Raw genomic sequence first — 14,582 nt, forward strand, 5'->3', positions numbered from 1 at the left:
GTCATCTGCAAATTTAACGTGCATTTGATCGGCCGCCTCAAGACTCTATTAAGCCTAGCAACGCATAGTGACGGGACTAAGAGACCAAGAGTGAAGCGTTAAGGTCCGGAACGTGCACCGAGCAGCTACCCGTCAGCGAAAACAGTCCATCCTCCGTCGGCTGATCACGCCTGCAATCGCCATTGCGGCGCTTGGTTATTTCGGCTTCCATGCCATGAGCGGCGAGCTGGGCATGGTCGGCCGCGCCCTGATCGAGAGCCAGGTTTCCGAACTGGAAGCCGAACTTGCACAGGTGAGTGCGGAGCGCCGGGAGCTCGTTTCCCGGGTCAGCCTGCTGCGTCCGGAAAGCCTCGATCCCGACATGCTGGATGAGCGCGCGCGGCTCCATCTCAATCTCGTGCATGGCGACGAACTTGTCGTTTTGCGTCCGGGGCATCAATACGGTGTGAACTGATTTTCAGTTCATTATTGCCACTTAATCAAAATCCGGTTAACAACTAAATGAGCGCGTAACTTCAACGTGTTGCATCGATTTTGCGATGCGAGACGCACGGATTGGATTGACAAGGACAACAGTATAAGTTGCTCCTACCTTTCTTAGGGGAAACGTCACGCCGAGATGAGGGTTATGGCCGCAGCATCAAAGACCACCTCCGCTAGCTCGAAGAGCACCAGCCGGACCCGCAGCACCGCCAAGAAGGCGAAACCTGCGATCGCAGAGTTCGACAAGGACCAGGAACTCCACGCCTACCGCGAAATGCTTCTGATCCGCCGATTTGAGGAAAAAGCCGGGCAGTTATACGGCATGGGCCTCATCGGCGGGTTCTGTCATCTGTATATCGGGCAGGAAGCTGTCGTCGTCGGTATGCAGATGGCCAAGAAGGACGGTGACCAGATGATCACCGGCTACCGCGACCACGGCCACATGCTGGCAATGGATCTCGACCCGAAGGGCGTCATGGCCGAACTGACCGGCCGCCGGGGCGGCCTGTCGAAAGGCAAGGGCGGCTCCATGCACATGTTTTCCAAGGAAAAACACTTCTATGGCGGCCACGGCATCGTCGGCGCGCAGGTGTCGCTCGGTACCGGTCTCGGCTTTGCCAACCAGTACCGCGAGAACGGCAACGTCGCGATGACGTTTTTCGGGGACGGCGCGTCCAACCAGGGCCAGGTCTACGAGAGCTTCAACATGGCCGCGCTCTGGAAGCTTCCGGTCGTTTTCGTGATCGAGAACAACAAGTACGGCATGGGCACCAGCGTGGCGCGCGCTTCGGCCAACGTCGATCTTTCCCAGCGTGGCGCCTCCTTCGGCATTCCTGGCGAACAGGTTGACGGCATGGACGTGCGCGCCGTCAAGGCGGCGTCCGAGACGGCCCTCGAGCGGTGCCGTGCGGGCAAGGGGCCGTACATCCTGGAAATGATCACCTACCGCTATCGCGGCCACTCCATGTCCGACCCGGCGAAGTACCGCTCCAAGGACGAAGTTCAGAAGATGCGCACCGAGCACGATCCGATCGAGCAGGTCCGCAAGCGTCTCGTGGACAACGGATGGGCTTCCGAAGACGACCTCAAGGCCGTGGACAAGAGTGTCCGGGCCCGTGTCGCAGAAGCTGCGGAATTCGCTCAGAACGATCCGGAGCCGGATACGTCTGAACTCTACACCGACATTTTGATCTGAGCCGGGGGTTTTCATGCCGATCGATATTTTGATGCCGGCGCTCTCGCCGACGATGGAAGAAGGCAAGCTCGCGAAGTGGCTGAAGGCCGAGGGCGACACCGTATCCGCAGGCGATGTAATCGCCGAAATTGAAACCGACAAAGCCACCATGGAAGTCGAAGCGGTCGATGAAGGCACGCTCGGCAAGATCCTGATTGCGGAAGGCACGGACAACGTCAAGGTCAATGAGAAGATAGCCGTTCTTCTGGCCGAAGGTGAAGATGCCAGCGCTGTCGATGCTTCGCCGGCTCCGGCTGCTCCGACGCCGGCCGAGGCAAAGGCTCCGAGCGCACCGGCTGTCGCCTCCGCTCCGACGCCGCAGGCGCCTGCTCCCGAAACCGCCGAAGATCCGGAAATTCCGGCGGGCACGACCATGAAGAGCTCCACCGTCCGTGAAGCGCTGCGCGATGCCATGGCGGAAGAGATGCGCCGCGACCCGGACGTCTTCGTGATGGGTGAGGAAGTCGCCGAATACCAGGGCGCCTACAAGATCACCCAAGGCTTGCTGGACGAATTCAGTGCCAAGCGCGTCATCGATACGCCGATCACCGAGCACGGGTTCGCCGGTCTCGGCGTCGGCGCCGCAATGGCGGGCCTCAGGCCGATCGTCGAATTCATGACGTTCAACTTCGCCATGCAGGCAGTCGACCAGATCATCAACTCCGCTGCCAAGACGCTTTACATGTCGGGCGGACAGATGGGCGCGCCGATCGTCTTCCGCGGTCCCAACGGTGCCGCGGCACGAGTGGGTGCACAGCATTCCCAGGACTTCGCGTCCTGGTACGCACATGTGCCGGGCCTGAAGGTCGTCCAGCCCTATTCTGCGGCCGATGCCAAGGGCCTCCTGAAGGCTGCCATCCGCGATCCGAACCCGGTCATCTTCCTGGAAAACGAAATCCTCTACGGGCATTCCTTCGAAATCCCCGACATGGACGATTTCGTGCTGCCTATCGGCAAGGCCAAGGTGGAACGCGGCGGGACGGATGTCACGCTGGTGTCCTGGGGCATCGGCATGACCTATACCATGAAGGCAGCCGAAGAGCTGGCAGGTATCGGCATCTCCGCCGAAGTCATCAACCTGCGCACCATCCGGCCGCTCGATATCGATACCGTGCTGGCCTCCGTGCGCAAGACGGGGCGGATCGTAACGGTCGAAGAAGCCTTCCCGATGTGCTCGGTGTCTTCGGAAATCGCCTATCAGGTTCAGGAAAAAGCCTTCGACTATCTCGATGCGCCGATCCTGCGCGTAACCGGCAAGGACGTTCCAATGCCTTATGCCGCAAATCTGGAAAAGCTCGCTCTGCCGAGCGTTCCGGAAGTCATCGATGCGGTCAAGGCCGTAACCTACACAGCCTGAGGCGAGGGAGGCGGACATGCCAATCAATATTACCATGCCGGCCCTTTCTCCGACCATGGAAGAGGGCAACCTGGCCAAATGGCTGGTCAAGGAGGGCGATCAGGTTTCCGCGGGCGACGTGATCGCCGAGATCGAAACCGACAAGGCCACGATGGAAGTGGAAGCGGTGGACGAGGGCACGATCGGCAAGATCGTCGTGGCCGAGGGAACCGCGGGCGTGAAGGTCAACGAGCTGATCGCCGTGCTTCTGGAAGAGGGGGAAGACGCGAGCGCGATCGGCACGTCCGGCAACGGCGCAGCTTCCAGCGCTCCGTCCGGCGGGGAAAAGACACCGGCGGTTCCGGAAAGCTCTGCTGCAATTGAAGTCGGCGCGAAAGCCGCCTCGACCGGTCCGGTCCCGGCGCCGAAAGGCTCCGACGGGTCACGGGTGTTTTCCTCGCCTCTGGCACGCCGTCTGGCCCAGTTGAACGGCCTCGATCTGAAAGCGCTTTCCGGGTCCGGTCCACACGGCCGGATTGTCAAGCGGGACATCGAGGCGGCTCTGGCGGCCGGTGCAGGCAAGGCGGCTCCGGCCGCAGCTGCTGCGGAAGCACCGAAGGCGGCAGCTCCGGCGACCGGCCCGTCCGCGGACCAGGTCCTCAAGCTATTCGCGGAAGGGTCTTACGAGCTCGTGCCGCATGACGGCATGCGCAAGACGATTGCCAAGCGTCTCACCGAATCCAAGCAGACCATCCCGCATTTCTACGTGTCGGTGGACGTGGAACTGGATGCGCTCCTGGCGCTGCGGGTCCAGCTCAACGATGCTGCGGCCAAGGACAAGGACGGCAAGCCGGCCTACAAGCTGTCGGTCAATGACATGACCATCAAGGCACTGGCGCTGGCGCTCAGGGATGTTCCGGAGGCAAATGTTTCCTGGACGGACGATGCCATGGTCAAGCACAAGCACGCAGACGTGGGCGTGGCTGTTTCCATCCCGGGCGGATTGATCACGCCGATCGTACGCCGGGCGGAAGAAAAGCCGCTGTCCGTCATTTCCAACGAAATGAAGGATCTCGGCAAACGCGCCAAGGAACGCAAGCTGAAGCCGGAAGAGTACCAGGGCGGCACCACCGCGGTGTCCAACATGGGCATGATGGGCGTGAAGAATTTCGCCGCCGTTGTGAACCCGCCCCATGCAACGATCCTGGCCGTCGGTGCCGGTGAAAAGCGGCCCGTCGTGAAAGACGGCGAGCTGGCGGTTGCCACCGTCATGTCCCTGACGCTCTCCACCGACCACCGCTGTGTGGACGGCGCGCTCGGCGCGGAACTGCTTGCGGCCTTCAAGGGCTACATCGAAAATCCGATGAGCATGCTGGTCTGAAGCAGCTCTCCGGCGCGGCGGTACCAACGCCGCGCCGTTTTTGAATGATGACTTCTTTCGCCGGGGAAAACACCATGGCCGACACCAATTACGACGTGATCATCATCGGCTCCGGTCCGGGTGGTTACGTGACCGCCATCCGGTCCGCCCAGCTGGGCCTCAAAACCGCAATCGTCGAACGCGAACATATGGGCGGCATCTGCCTCAACTGGGGCTGCATTCCGACCAAGGCGCTGCTGCGCTCCGCCGAAATCTACCACTACATGCAGCACGCCAAGGATTACGGCCTGTCGGCGGAAAAGATCTCGTTTGATCCGGCCGCCGTGGTCACGCGCTCGCGCGGTGTTTCCGGCCAGCTCAATGGCGGCATCGGCTTCCTGATGAAGAAGAACAAGGTCGACATCATCTGGGGCGAAGGCAAGATCTCCAAGGCCGGTGAAGTCACGGTTTCCAAAACCGCCAAGAAGGCCATGGAGCCCCAGCACCCGGCGCCGAAAGGCACCAAGGGAGAGGGCGTCTACAAGGCCAAGCACATCATCCTGGCAACCGGCGCACGTCCGCGCGTCATTCCGGGCATCGAGCCGGACGGCAAGGACATCTGGACCTATTTCGAAGCCATGGTCCCGCCCTCCATGCCGAAATCCCTGATCGTGATGGGCTCCGGCGCCATCGGCATCGAGTTCGCATCATTCTACAAGACAATGGGCGCTGACGTCACCGTCATCGAAATGATGCCGACCATCATGCCGGTCGAAGACCCGGAAATTTCCGGCATGGCCAAGAAGATGATGGAAAAGCAGGGTCTCAAATTCCTGACGGAGGCCAAGGTTTCCGCCGTCAAGAAGGGCTCCGGCGGCGTGACCGCAACGGTCGAGACCAAGGATGGCAAAAAGCAGGACCTGACCGCCGAGAAAATGATTTCCGCCGTCGGGGTGGTCGGCAATATCGAGAATCTCGGCCTGGAGGAACTCGGCGTAAAAACCGACCGGGGCTGCGTCGTGATCGATGGATACGGCCGGACCAATGTTCCGGGCGTCTATGCGATCGGCGATGTGGCTGGTCCTCCCATGCTCGCGCACAAGGCCGAGCATGAAGGCGTGATCTGTGTGGAGAAGATCGCCGGCAAGGATGTCCATCCGATGGACAAGTCCATGATCCCGGGCTGCACCTACTGTCAGCCGCAGGTTGCCTCCGTCGGCCTGACGGAGCCGAAGGCGAAAGAGGCCGGATACGAGATCAAGGTCGGACGGTTCCCGTTCATGGGCAATGGCAAGGCAATCGCGCTCGGTGAGCCCGAGGGTCTCGTCAAGACGATCTTCGACGCCAAGACCGGACAACTGCTCGGCGCCCACATGGTCGGCGCGGAAGTGACGGAACTTATTCAGGGCTATGTGGTTGCCATGAACCTGGAAACCACCGAAGAAGACCTGATGCACACGGTGTTCCCGCATCCGACCCTTTCTGAGATGATGAAGGAGTCCGTGCTGGACGCTTATGGTCGCGTGCTGAACATGTAGCCAGAATTACCTATAAGGACTGGATCGATACAGCGAATGCGCTTACGTGTGGCTGTACGAGTGTGGGGCATCAAAGGAGCCTACAGTTATGGATGTAAAAGCAATTTTGATCTGGATTGCCATTGGCATCATTGCGGGCTGGCTTGCCAGCGTCATCGTTGGCGGCGGCGGTCTGATACGCTACCTGATTACCGGCCTGATCGGTGCGTTCGTCGGCGGGTTCCTCTTCAAGATGGCCGGCATCAACATCAACCTCGGCAATCCCTACATCAATGAGATCGTCGTGGCGGCGATCGGTGCCATCGTCGTGGTGCTGTTGGCCCGGCTGATTGCCTGAGGTCTGACAGGAGCCCGCGATGGGATGGATCATTACAATCATCATCGGTCTTGTCGCGGGTGCCGTCGCCCACAGGGTTCTGGGTAGCAGGGGCGGGTTTCTGGGAAGCCTGGTTGTCGGTCTGGTCGGCGCGCTTATCGGCGGTGAATTGGCGTCTTTGCTCGATCTGAACGTGACAGGCGGTATCCTTGACCGGCTCGTGATTGCGGTGCTGGGCTCCATACTGTTCCTGTTCGTCTGGAAAAAGATGTTCAAGTGACGATGGCAGCGAGCAACTTCACAGACGTCGCCGATTTCCCTCTCAGAACAAGCGACAAACTCCGCTACGCCGACACGGATCGGCAGGGACACGTCAACAATGCGGTATTCGCGACGTTTCTGGAAACCGGCCGGGTGGAACTCATTGCCGGCGACGCCCTCGCAGATGAGGGGGCGGCGTTCGTGATCGCCCGTCTGGAACTTGACTTCCTGTCGGAAGTGAGCTGGCCGGGGACCGTTGACATCGGTACGGCGGTCAGCGAGGTCGGGCGAAGTTCCTTCAAGCTGGTCCAAAAGGTCTTTCAGGATGGCAGGGCCGTCGCGCAAGCCGTGACGGTCATCGTGCAGATGAACGAAGCAACCCGCAAATCGCATCCACTTTCCGAAAACGCCCGGCAGAGGCTGCTGGAGCTGGTCAGGCCTGCACCAGGCACATAGCTGGCTCAACCGGTTTATGGCTTGACCTTTTACGGGAATAACGACACTTAAGGCCCATGGTTACGATCGTCGACACGCTCAATCGCCCGCAGGAAAATTCCGAGGCGCGTCCTCGTCATCCGGAGAAGGCGCATCGCCCGGATAATCCGGTTCAGCGCAAACCGAAATGGATTCGCGTCAAGGCGCCGACGTCACCGGTCTATCGCGAAACCCAGAATGTGGTGCGCGAGAACAACCTCGTAACCGTGTGCGAAGAGGCCGGCTGCCCGAATATTGGCGAATGCTGGTCCAAGAAGCACGCCAGCTTCATGATTCTGGGCGATACCTGCACACGAGCCTGCGCTTTCTGCAACGTGCGTACGGGCATGCCCGGTCCGGTCGATCCGAAAGAAGCCCAGGGCGTTGCCGATGCCGTCGCGGCCATGGGGCTTGAGCATGTGGTGATCACATCTGTCGACCGGGACGATCTCGACGACGGTGGTGCCCGGCATTTTGCGGATGTGATCAATGCGATCCGCAAGACGTCGCCGTCAACCACAGTGGAAGTCCTGACCCCGGACTTCCTGCGCAAGGACGGCGCGCTGGAAATCGTCGTTGCCGCCAGGCCGGATGTGTTCAACCACAATCTGGAGACCGTGCCGTCGAAATACCTGACCGTCCGGCCGGGAGCCCGTTATTTCCATTCCATCCGCCTTCTCCAGAAGGTGAAGGAACTTGATCCGGAAATGTTCACCAAGTCCGGCATCATGGTGGGGCTTGGCGAGGTGCGCAACGAAGTGCTTCAGCTGATGGACGATCTTCGGGCCGCCGAGGTGGACTTCCTGACCGTTGGCCAGTACCTGCAGCCGTCGAAGAAACACCATCCGGTGGTGTCCTTCGTGACCCCGGAAGAGTTCAAGGGATATGAGCGGATTGCCTATGCCAAGGGCTTCCTGAAGGTCTCGGCCAGCCCGCTCACGCGCTCGTCGCACCATGCGGGAGAAGATTTCGCCGACCTGCGCGCAGCCCGCAAGGCCAAGCTCGGCCGTTAGAACATCCCGAGTGTGCAGGCAGGTTGATTGGATAATCCGGAACGCGATAAGCTGAAGAGCATGCCCAGTTTTTCATCCAACCATAAGGTCAATCACAAAGCGGACGAGATGTTCCGACTTGTCGCTGATGTGGAGCGGTATCCGGAGTTCGTGCCGCTGTGCCAGGGTCTGCATGTGCGCGGGCGCAAGGATCTGGATGATGGCCGTACCGTTCTCATCGCGGACATGACCGTTGCCTACAAGCTTTTCAAGGAAACCTTCACCAGCCGCGTGGAGCTGCGCCCCGAGGAGCGCACAATCCACGTTGAATATCTCGACGGACCGTTCAAACATCTTGAAAATACGTGGACGTTCGAAGAAGCAGGCGAGGGGAGCTGTATGGTTGGGTTCTACATCTCCTATGAGTTCCGCAGCCGCACGCTGGGGTCCCTCATGGGTGTGATGTTCGACAAGGCGTTCAGGAAGTTTTCCAGCGCGTTCGAGGCGCGGGCCGACCAGGTCTATGGGACCATATCCTAGAAGCTGACAAGCCGCCGAACTGCAATTCACTCACTGCTCATTCTTGAAGTGCTTGAACGCATCCCGGATGGTGCGGATACGTCCCGACTTCATATCAAGTGACTGATTGTTATTGCGGATTCGCTCGATTTCCCGCGGTTTCAACCCCAGATCATCGAGCGTCGCAAAAGCCGCATAGTCCTGGCAGACGATCCGCCTCTCCGGACCGGTGTTTTCTTCCAGAACGAGGCGCCGCCCGGCGGATGCCTGCTCTTCCGTCCACACGACTGTGCCTGAAGAGACCCAGAAAGTCTGATCGCAATACCGTGCGGCATAATAGCCGTCTTTCGGTTCGGTCAGGATTTCGTGTGAGCCGGTGAAGCGGCCATTGGAATAAAGGGAACGGATATAGAAGTCGCTCTGAGCGTGCGCCGTCTCGGCCAGAAAACAGCCGGCGGCAATTGTCACCATTAGGAACGCCAAACCGTATTTCATTTCGGACGTCCTCGCTCTGGATCAATCCTCTGTCTCGTCTGCCGACCTGACCTGCCAGGGAGTTGATCACCTTCTTGAGCAGCTTGCGGGCGTTCCTGCGAACGCGGGATCTCCAGTGTTCCTTCTACCCCAGAATTATCCAAGTTTACGTTACAGGCCTTACCTGAGCCTTACCTTGCCGCCCGGGGCTATGGCTGTCCGTCATGATAGGTCGGTATGGCCGGTTCGCGCGCGATCGGTTCAAAGGCCTTGCGAATGACGGCGAAGCGATTGACCCGTTGGCTCGAAATGCTATCGCTGTGGGCCACGATCCGCGGATCGTCCGTAATTCCCAGGTTTTGCAGGCTTACCTGACGGGCTGGATTTTCGCAGATCGGGCGCCAACCTTTGCCCCGGTTGAATTCGACGCGCACAGCATAGTCCCGCTCCGTCTCCAGTTGGGTCCATGCAATCGTCGCATAACGGACCCAGTAGGAACGGCCGCAGTATTCAACTGCGATAAGACCGTCCGACATCCTGTCATAAATTTGATGAGAGCCGCGGAACCCGTGGTTGCTGTCGCGCGAAATGATATAGGTGTCGCCGTCTTTCGGCAGATCACCCCCGGCGAAGGAGGTTGCCCCGGCAAGAAAGAAGGCTCCGACCGCAAGAGCCATGCGTTGGACTGACATATTCCGGATCCTGTGACGCGAACTCATTTCGCGAGAACTATCTTGGCGAGCAGGATCATAAGGACAGATGCTGTAAAAGCCATTTCGTCCAGAATCAGTATTTTATTAGAATTTTATGCGTCGGTGTACCTGCGGAATACGGTCTGCTCGAAAGCGATCAGGGCACTCAATTCCATCTAGCGTGTGTGGTAGGTGCTAGGTTCGTCCTCGGGACCGCCGGTCCCAAATATCCTGCTTACGGCGGACAGGCGGCCCTGCCGCTTTGAGCTTTCATCGGCCGATTGCAGGACCTCCTGCGCGCTCATGCTGACACCGATGTCCTGCAGCGTGACCTGGCGTTCCGGGTTGTCGCAAATCGGCCGCCAGCCGCGACCGTAGTTCAGTTCTATGCGCACAACGTGGCCGCGTTCGCTCTCCAACTGGGTCCAGGCGACCGTTTTGCTACGGATATAGTAGTCGCGGTTGCAGTAGGAAACCTTCTTCAAACCATCGGAATCCTGCAGAAACAGTTTGTGGCTCCCGACAAAAAGACCAAAGCGGTCACGGGACATCAGGACAAAATCGCCAGATTGAGAAATCGGTCCTGCAAATGCTGTGCCGCAGAAACACGCGAATGCGCCCAGCGTAGCGATGAATTTTTTCATATTTTTTGCGCACTTCTGTTTTTCTGGACCTGCCATCCGTCGTGCATAATGGGCAACGGCAGGTCGTTCGTTTCTGAGCAGCCTTTGGTTCGGATGAACCTGAGGGAGGCTGCAAGCGGTCGTTTCGTGCCAGACTATACGCACACGCCCAAGGCGAGCACAGCGGGAAGTCGGGGCAGGCTTAACGACCGTTTACTCAGGAAATCGCATTTAGAATTGATGTCAAGGCAGTCTGCACTGTCTCCAGCCGGATTGCCTGGCGGCCGCGATTGGCGAACCAGCAGTGGACATGTTCCGTCGGTTTGCTCTTGCAGGCGACGGCGATGTGAACGGTGCCGACGGGCTTTTCTTCAGTGCCGCCGTCCGGGCCTGCAATGCCCGTGACCGAGACCGCGACATCGGCTTTGGAGCGGGTCAATGCGCCCTCCGCCATGGCGACGGCCACTTCCTTGCTCACGGCTCCTGCCTTTCGGATCAGCTCTGCGGGCACGCCCAGCAGTTCCGTCTTGGCTTCGTTGGAATAGGTGACAAATCCGCGATCGACCGCGGAGGCCGAGCCCGAGATTTCGGTCAAGGCCCCGCAAATCAGACCGCCGGTGCAGGACTCGGCCGTTGCCACCATTTTCCCCTTGGCCTTCAGTGCGTTCAGCACCGTGACGGTGAGCGCGGTGAGATCGTCCAGACTTCTCGGTGCCTTGTCATTCATAGCAAGCCTCATTCACCTTCTTCAAAGGGCAGCCGGACCGTTACGCTGGCAAGGGCGGCGATGCCTTCCTTGCGGCCGGTAAAGCCCAGTCTTTCGGACGTGGTTGCCTTTACCGACACGCGGGAGACCGGCAGCGAGCATATTGCCGCGATCGAAGCACGGATGCGCTCCCTGTGAGGTCCGATCTTCGGTTCCTCGCACACGATCGTCACATCAATATGGGCAATCCGGCCGCCGAGCTCTTCCAGCCTGCGCAAGGCTTCCGTTTGAAACCTGTCAGAGGAGGCCCCTTTCCACTGCGGATCGCTCGGTGGAAAATGCTGGCCGATATCGCCGTCGCCGATAGCGCCGAGCGTTGCGTCTGTAATGGCGTGCAGCACGACATCGGCATCCGAATGGCCCTTGAGTTTACAGGTATGAGGAACGCTCGTTCCGCCAAGAATGACCGCATCTCCATCTTCAAACGCGTGAACGTCATATCCGATCCCTGTACGGACATCAGTCAATTCCGAGAGGGGGCGGCTTCTGGATGCAGTGTCGGACATGGAAAACAGCTTTGCCTGTTGCTCAGCGCGTTTGAGATCCGCCGCGGTCGTGATCTTGAAATTCGCAGCGTCCCCGTCGCTCAGGGAGATTGTCATACCGGTCCACTCCGCAAGACCCGTATCGTCGGTGAAATCCAGCCGTCCGGCACGAGCTGCCTTTTCATGGGCTTCCGCAAGCCGTTGCAGCGGGAAAGCCTGAGGTGTCTGCGCCGCCCAAAGCCCACGCCGGTCGACTGTCTCAAGAGCTTTGCCGGCAGCCGCCTGCTTCTTGAGCGTATCGACAATCTGGATTGCCGCAAGTGCGCCTTCTGCACCGGCGTCGAGCTGAAACAGAAGCCGGTCGATCACATCGGTTGCCAGGAACGGACGCGCCGCGTCGTGGACCAGAACATAGTCGCAGTCCACCTCGCAGAGCGCCTTGAGGCCCTCGTGGACGGATCTCTGGCGCGTGTCACCGCCGAAAACGGGATCCATCAGCTTATGCTTCCAGCTCCCGTCCACAGACGAGGCGGCTTGTTCGTAGAGCCGGACATCCTCCGGGTGGATGACGGTCACGATCTGTGTGATCCGGAGGTGAATCCCCAGGGCGTTCAGTGTATGGGTCAGCACCGGACGGCCGACCAGGAGCCGGTATTGTTTGGGCACCGCGCCAGGATCCGCCAGGCGCGTTCCACGCCCGGCAGCAACAACGAGGGCTGCCGCTGTTTTTGCCATTGACGGTCTCCATGCGGGTGGTTGTTCGGAAGCCTTTGTTCGTCTTTAACGAAGAACTTGTTCAGACTGCAAATTTTGACTTGTTGCATTGCATTATTTGTCTACAATATAGGCAACTTCAAGATTGCACAGGTAATAAGCAGAGAAGAGAGCCTTGTGTCGCCGCTGAAGAATCCGCTGCCGGTCGGGCAGCATCAATTATCCAATCGGGCCGTGCTCGCTCCGATGTCCGGGGTCACCGATCTGCCGTTCCGCAGGCTTGCGGCCCGGTATGGCGCGGGCATGGTCGTTAGCGAGATGGTCGCCAGCGAATCCTTTGTAAAGGGAGACGCGGAGACGCAGATGCGTGCCGAGTCCCAGGACAAGGGCCTGCATGTGGTTCAGCTAGCGGGCCGGGAGGCCCGGTGGATGGGCGAGGCTGCCCGGGTCGTTGCCGGCCTCGGGGCCGATGTCATCGATATCAACATGGGCTGCCCGGCGAAAAAGGTGACTTCCGGCTATTCCGGCTCTGCGCTGATGCGGGATCTGGATCATGCGCTTGAGTTGGTCGAAGCGACCGTGGCGGCCGTCAGTATTCCCGTAACCCTGAAGATGCGGCTTGGCTGGGATGACAAGTCGATCAACGCACCTGAGCTGGCGCGGCGCGCCGAGGCCGCCGGTGTTCGGCTGATGACGGTGCATGGCCGAACCCGATGCCAGTTCTACAAGGGAGCCGCAGACTGGGCCGCCATTGCCAAAGTCAGGGAGGCGATCTCCGTGCCGCTGATCGCCAATGGCGACTGCAGGGGCTTTGACGACGCTATCAACATGCTGGAAGCCTCGAAGGCCGACGGTGTGATGGTCGGCAGAGGCGCTTACGGCCGTCCGTGGCTGCCGGGTCATATCGGCCATTTTCTGGCTACGGGCGAACGTCTGGAAGCGCCGTCGGGCCAGGAACTGTCGGATCTGGTGGTGGAGCATTACGAAGCCATTCTGAGCCAGTACGGACAAGCGCAAGGGATCCGCATCGCGCGCAAACATCTTGGCTGGTACATGGATGAAGCCGGCGGTGAAGCACCCGGTGCGATTAGAAAAACTCTCATGACTTCCAGTCAGCCCTCGGAGGTCATTCGCCTTGCGAGCGACTGGTTCTCCTCCTCGAATGAACGGAAAGCTGCGTGACGGAAACTGAGTCTGCGACGGGCCGGACGGCCGCACTTGCCAGTGACGGGCCGACGATTCTTGATGCGCTGCCGCATCCGGTCCTGCTGGTTGCCCCGGACGGCGTCATCGAGTCGGCCAACATGGCTGCGGAAATCTTCTTGCGTTCGAGCATATCTTTCCTGCGGCGCCACCCGATCAGCGATTTCGTTCCGTTCGGCAGTCCGCTGCTGACCCTGATCGAGCAGGTGCGTGAGCGCGGAGCCCCCGTCAACGAGTACAAGGTGGATATCGGCTCTCCGCGCATTGGTGCACCCCGGGTCGTAGACATCAACGCCGCGCCCGTGGCCGATCGGCCCGGAGCTGTTGTGCTGATGTTTCAGGAACGCACGATGGCCGAAAAGATCGATCGTCAGCTGACCTCCCGAGGTGCGGCCCGTACCGTGACGGGCCTTGCGGCGATGCTGGCGCACGAGATCAAGAATCCGCTTTCGGGCATTCGCGGCGCCGCACAGCTGATCGAACAGTCGGTGCCGAGCGAGGATCGCGCGCTCACCCGGCTCATCATGGACGAAACCGACCGGATCGTGAAACTGGTCGACCGGATGGAAGTCTTTTCCGACGAGCGGCCGATAGAGCGCGAGCCGGTGAACATCCATGTGGTGCTCGACCACGTGAAACGGCTTGCGGACAGCGGGTTTGCCAGGAACAAGCGGATCGTCGAGATCTATGATCCGTCCCTGCCGCCGGTCTACGCCAACAAGGACCAGCTCATCCAGGTTTTCCTGAACCTGATCAAGAATGCCAGTGAGGCGATCGGAAACGATCCGGACGGCGAGATCTCGGATTTCAACCGCTTTCAGGCCCGGTGTCAGGCTGTCCGTTCCCGGAACGGCCGAAAAAGTCAGCCTGCCGCTGGAATTTTGCGTGCAGGACAACGGTCCGGGGGTTCCGGAAGACCTGCTGCCGCACCTGTTCGAGCCATTTATCACTACGAAGACCAACGGATCGGGCCTGGGCCTGGCGCTTGTCGCCAAGATCATCGGCGACCACGGGGGCGTCATCGAGTGTGACAGCCAGCGCCATAAAACCGTGTTCCGGATCCTGATGCCGGCCTTTTCGGGCGACGGGCCGGTTTATTCCGAATAGCACAG

The 14,582-nt window shown here is 59.8% G+C and carries 16 protein-coding genes and 1 pseudogene; 12 read left to right on the plus strand and 5 right to left on the minus strand.

Annotation, left to right across the window (positions count from 1 at the left end; translation table 11 throughout):
* The first annotated feature begins 112 nt into the window (after positions 1-112).
* The 10 genes from ON753_RS09665 to ON753_RS09710 all read left to right on the plus strand — a co-directional run bounded on the left by ON753_RS09665 (position 113) and on the right by ON753_RS09710 (position 8,534).
* Positions 113-454 carry an FtsB family cell division protein gene (locus ON753_RS09665; RefSeq protein ID WP_265962317.1) on the plus strand — a complete coding sequence of 114 codons (342 nt, stop codon included), beginning with the start codon at positions 113-115 and terminating at the stop codon, positions 452-454.
* A gap of 174 nt (positions 455-628) precedes the next feature.
* A complete protein-coding gene (gene pdhA / locus ON753_RS09670; protein ID WP_265962318.1) occupies positions 629-1,678 on the plus strand; it encodes a pyruvate dehydrogenase (acetyl-transferring) E1 component subunit alpha in 1,050 nt (349 codons plus the stop codon).
* A 13-nt stretch (positions 1,679-1,691) separates the two neighbouring features.
* Complete coding sequence (locus ON753_RS09675; RefSeq protein WP_265962319.1) at positions 1,692-3,074, plus strand: pyruvate dehydrogenase complex E1 component subunit beta; 1,383 nt, start codon at positions 1,692-1,694, stop codon at positions 3,072-3,074.
* 16 nt (positions 3,075-3,090) lie between these two features.
* A complete protein-coding gene (locus ON753_RS09680) occupies positions 3,091-4,434 on the plus strand; it encodes a pyruvate dehydrogenase complex dihydrolipoamide acetyltransferase (protein ID WP_265962320.1) in 1,344 nt (447 codons plus the stop codon).
* A 74-nt stretch (positions 4,435-4,508) separates the two neighbouring features.
* On the plus strand, positions 4,509-5,951 hold the full coding sequence (gene lpdA, locus ON753_RS09685; protein WP_265962321.1) for a dihydrolipoyl dehydrogenase: 1,443 nt from the start codon (positions 4,509-4,511) through the stop codon (positions 5,949-5,951).
* An 88-nt stretch (positions 5,952-6,039) separates the two neighbouring features.
* On the plus strand, positions 6,040-6,288 hold the full coding sequence (locus tag ON753_RS09690; protein ID WP_265962322.1) for a GlsB/YeaQ/YmgE family stress response membrane protein: 249 nt from the start codon (positions 6,040-6,042) through the stop codon (positions 6,286-6,288).
* Positions 6,289-6,307: 19 nt separating this feature from the next.
* Positions 6,308-6,547 carry a GlsB/YeaQ/YmgE family stress response membrane protein gene (locus ON753_RS09695; RefSeq protein WP_265962323.1) on the plus strand — a complete coding sequence of 80 codons (240 nt, stop codon included), beginning with the start codon at positions 6,308-6,310 and terminating at the stop codon, positions 6,545-6,547.
* Positions 6,548-6,549: 2 nt separating this feature from the next.
* Complete coding sequence (locus ON753_RS09700; RefSeq protein WP_265967109.1) at positions 6,550-6,984, plus strand: acyl-CoA thioesterase; 435 nt, start codon at positions 6,550-6,552, stop codon at positions 6,982-6,984.
* A 56-nt stretch (positions 6,985-7,040) separates the two neighbouring features.
* Complete coding sequence (gene lipA, locus ON753_RS09705; RefSeq protein ID WP_265962324.1) at positions 7,041-8,015, plus strand: lipoyl synthase; 975 nt, start codon at positions 7,041-7,043, stop codon at positions 8,013-8,015.
* Positions 8,016-8,075: 60 nt separating this feature from the next.
* The gene (locus tag ON753_RS09710; protein ID WP_265967110.1) at positions 8,076-8,534 is read left to right on the plus strand and encodes a type II toxin-antitoxin system RatA family toxin; all 459 of its coding nucleotides are present in this window, start codon (positions 8,076-8,078) and stop codon (positions 8,532-8,534) included.
* 30 nt (positions 8,535-8,564) lie between these two features.
* Here ON753_RS09710 and ON753_RS09715 read toward each other — a convergent pair whose 3' ends face one another.
* The 5 genes from ON753_RS09715 to ON753_RS09735 all read right to left on the minus strand — a co-directional run bounded on the left by ON753_RS09715 (position 8,565) and on the right by ON753_RS09735 (position 12,288).
* Positions 8,565-9,008 (minus strand): hypothetical protein, encoded by a 444-nt coding sequence (locus tag ON753_RS09715; protein ID WP_265962325.1) that lies wholly within the window; start codon positions 9,006-9,008, stop codon positions 8,565-8,567.
* Between the two features lie 188 nt (positions 9,009-9,196).
* Positions 9,197-9,679, minus strand: coding sequence for a hypothetical protein (locus ON753_RS09720; protein WP_265962326.1), 483 nt, complete (start codon positions 9,677-9,679; stop codon positions 9,197-9,199).
* Positions 9,680-9,855: 176 nt separating this feature from the next.
* A complete protein-coding gene (locus tag ON753_RS09725; RefSeq protein ID WP_265962327.1) occupies positions 9,856-10,323 on the minus strand; it encodes a hypothetical protein in 468 nt (155 codons plus the stop codon).
* Positions 10,324-10,519: 196 nt separating this feature from the next.
* Positions 10,520-11,029 (minus strand): CinA family protein, encoded by a 510-nt coding sequence (locus ON753_RS09730; RefSeq protein ID WP_265962328.1) that lies wholly within the window; start codon positions 11,027-11,029, stop codon positions 10,520-10,522.
* 8 nt (positions 11,030-11,037) lie between these two features.
* Positions 11,038-12,288, minus strand: a complete 1,251-nt coding sequence (locus ON753_RS09735; RefSeq protein ID WP_265962329.1) for a bifunctional 2-C-methyl-D-erythritol 4-phosphate cytidylyltransferase/2-C-methyl-D-erythritol 2,4-cyclodiphosphate synthase — start codon at positions 12,286-12,288, stop codon at positions 11,038-11,040.
* Positions 12,289-12,513: 225 nt separating this feature from the next.
* Here ON753_RS09735 and dusB point away from each other — a divergent pair, with 225 nt between their 5' ends.
* Positions 12,514-13,449, plus strand: a complete 936-nt coding sequence (dusB, locus tag ON753_RS09740; RefSeq protein ID WP_265967111.1) for a tRNA dihydrouridine synthase DusB — start codon at positions 12,514-12,516, stop codon at positions 13,447-13,449.
* Positions 13,446-14,577 (plus strand): annotated as a pseudogene (locus tag ON753_RS09745) (two-component system sensor histidine kinase NtrB). Before dusB ends, ON753_RS09745 begins: the two are co-directional and overlap by 4 nt.
* Positions 14,578-14,582: the final 5 nt, after the last annotated feature.

Origin of the sequence: Roseibium salinum (genome assembly GCF_026240905.1) — a bacterium.
Lineage (GTDB): Bacteria > Pseudomonadota > Alphaproteobacteria > Rhizobiales > Stappiaceae > Roseibium > Roseibium salinum.

What these genes read in the sequence shown, in the direction of transcription:
- pdhA (WP_265962318.1), top strand. Translation starts at nt 629, where the DNA reads ATGGCCGCAGCATCAAAGACCACCTCCGCTAGCTCGAAGAGCACCAGC.
- ON753_RS09675 (WP_265962319.1), top strand. Translation starts at nt 1,692, where the DNA reads ATGCCGATCGATATTTTGATGCCGGCGCTCTCGCCGACGATGGAAGAA.
- ON753_RS09680 (WP_265962320.1), top strand. Translation starts at nt 3,091, where the DNA reads ATGCCAATCAATATTACCATGCCGGCCCTTTCTCCGACCATGGAAGAG.
- lpdA (WP_265962321.1), top strand. Translation starts at nt 4,509, where the DNA reads ATGGCCGACACCAATTACGACGTGATCATCATCGGCTCCGGTCCGGGT.
- ON753_RS09690 (WP_265962322.1), top strand. Translation starts at nt 6,040, where the DNA reads ATGGATGTAAAAGCAATTTTGATCTGGATTGCCATTGGCATCATTGCG.
- ON753_RS09695 (WP_265962323.1), top strand. Translation starts at nt 6,308, where the DNA reads ATGGGATGGATCATTACAATCATCATCGGTCTTGTCGCGGGTGCCGTC.
- ON753_RS09700 (WP_265967109.1), top strand. Translation starts at nt 6,550, where the DNA reads ATGGCAGCGAGCAACTTCACAGACGTCGCCGATTTCCCTCTCAGAACA.
- lipA (WP_265962324.1), top strand. Translation starts at nt 7,041, where the DNA reads ATGGTTACGATCGTCGACACGCTCAATCGCCCGCAGGAAAATTCCGAG.
- ON753_RS09710 (WP_265967110.1), top strand. Translation starts at nt 8,076, where the DNA reads ATGCCCAGTTTTTCATCCAACCATAAGGTCAATCACAAAGCGGACGAG.
- ON753_RS09715 (WP_265962325.1), bottom strand. Translation starts at nt 9,008, where the DNA reads ATGAAATACGGTTTGGCGTTCCTAATGGTGACAATTGCCGCCGGCTGT.
- ON753_RS09720 (WP_265962326.1), bottom strand. Translation starts at nt 9,679, where the DNA reads ATGTCAGTCCAACGCATGGCTCTTGCGGTCGGAGCCTTCTTTCTTGCC.
- ON753_RS09725 (WP_265962327.1), bottom strand. Translation starts at nt 10,323, where the DNA reads ATGAAAAAATTCATCGCTACGCTGGGCGCATTCGCGTGTTTCTGCGGC.
- ON753_RS09730 (WP_265962328.1), bottom strand. Translation starts at nt 11,029, where the DNA reads ATGAATGACAAGGCACCGAGAAGTCTGGACGATCTCACCGCGCTCACC.
- ON753_RS09735 (WP_265962329.1), bottom strand. Translation starts at nt 12,288, where the DNA reads ATGGCAAAAACAGCGGCAGCCCTCGTTGTTGCTGCCGGGCGTGGAACG.
- dusB (WP_265967111.1), top strand. Translation starts at nt 12,514, where the DNA reads ATGTCCGGGGTCACCGATCTGCCGTTCCGCAGGCTTGCGGCCCGGTAT.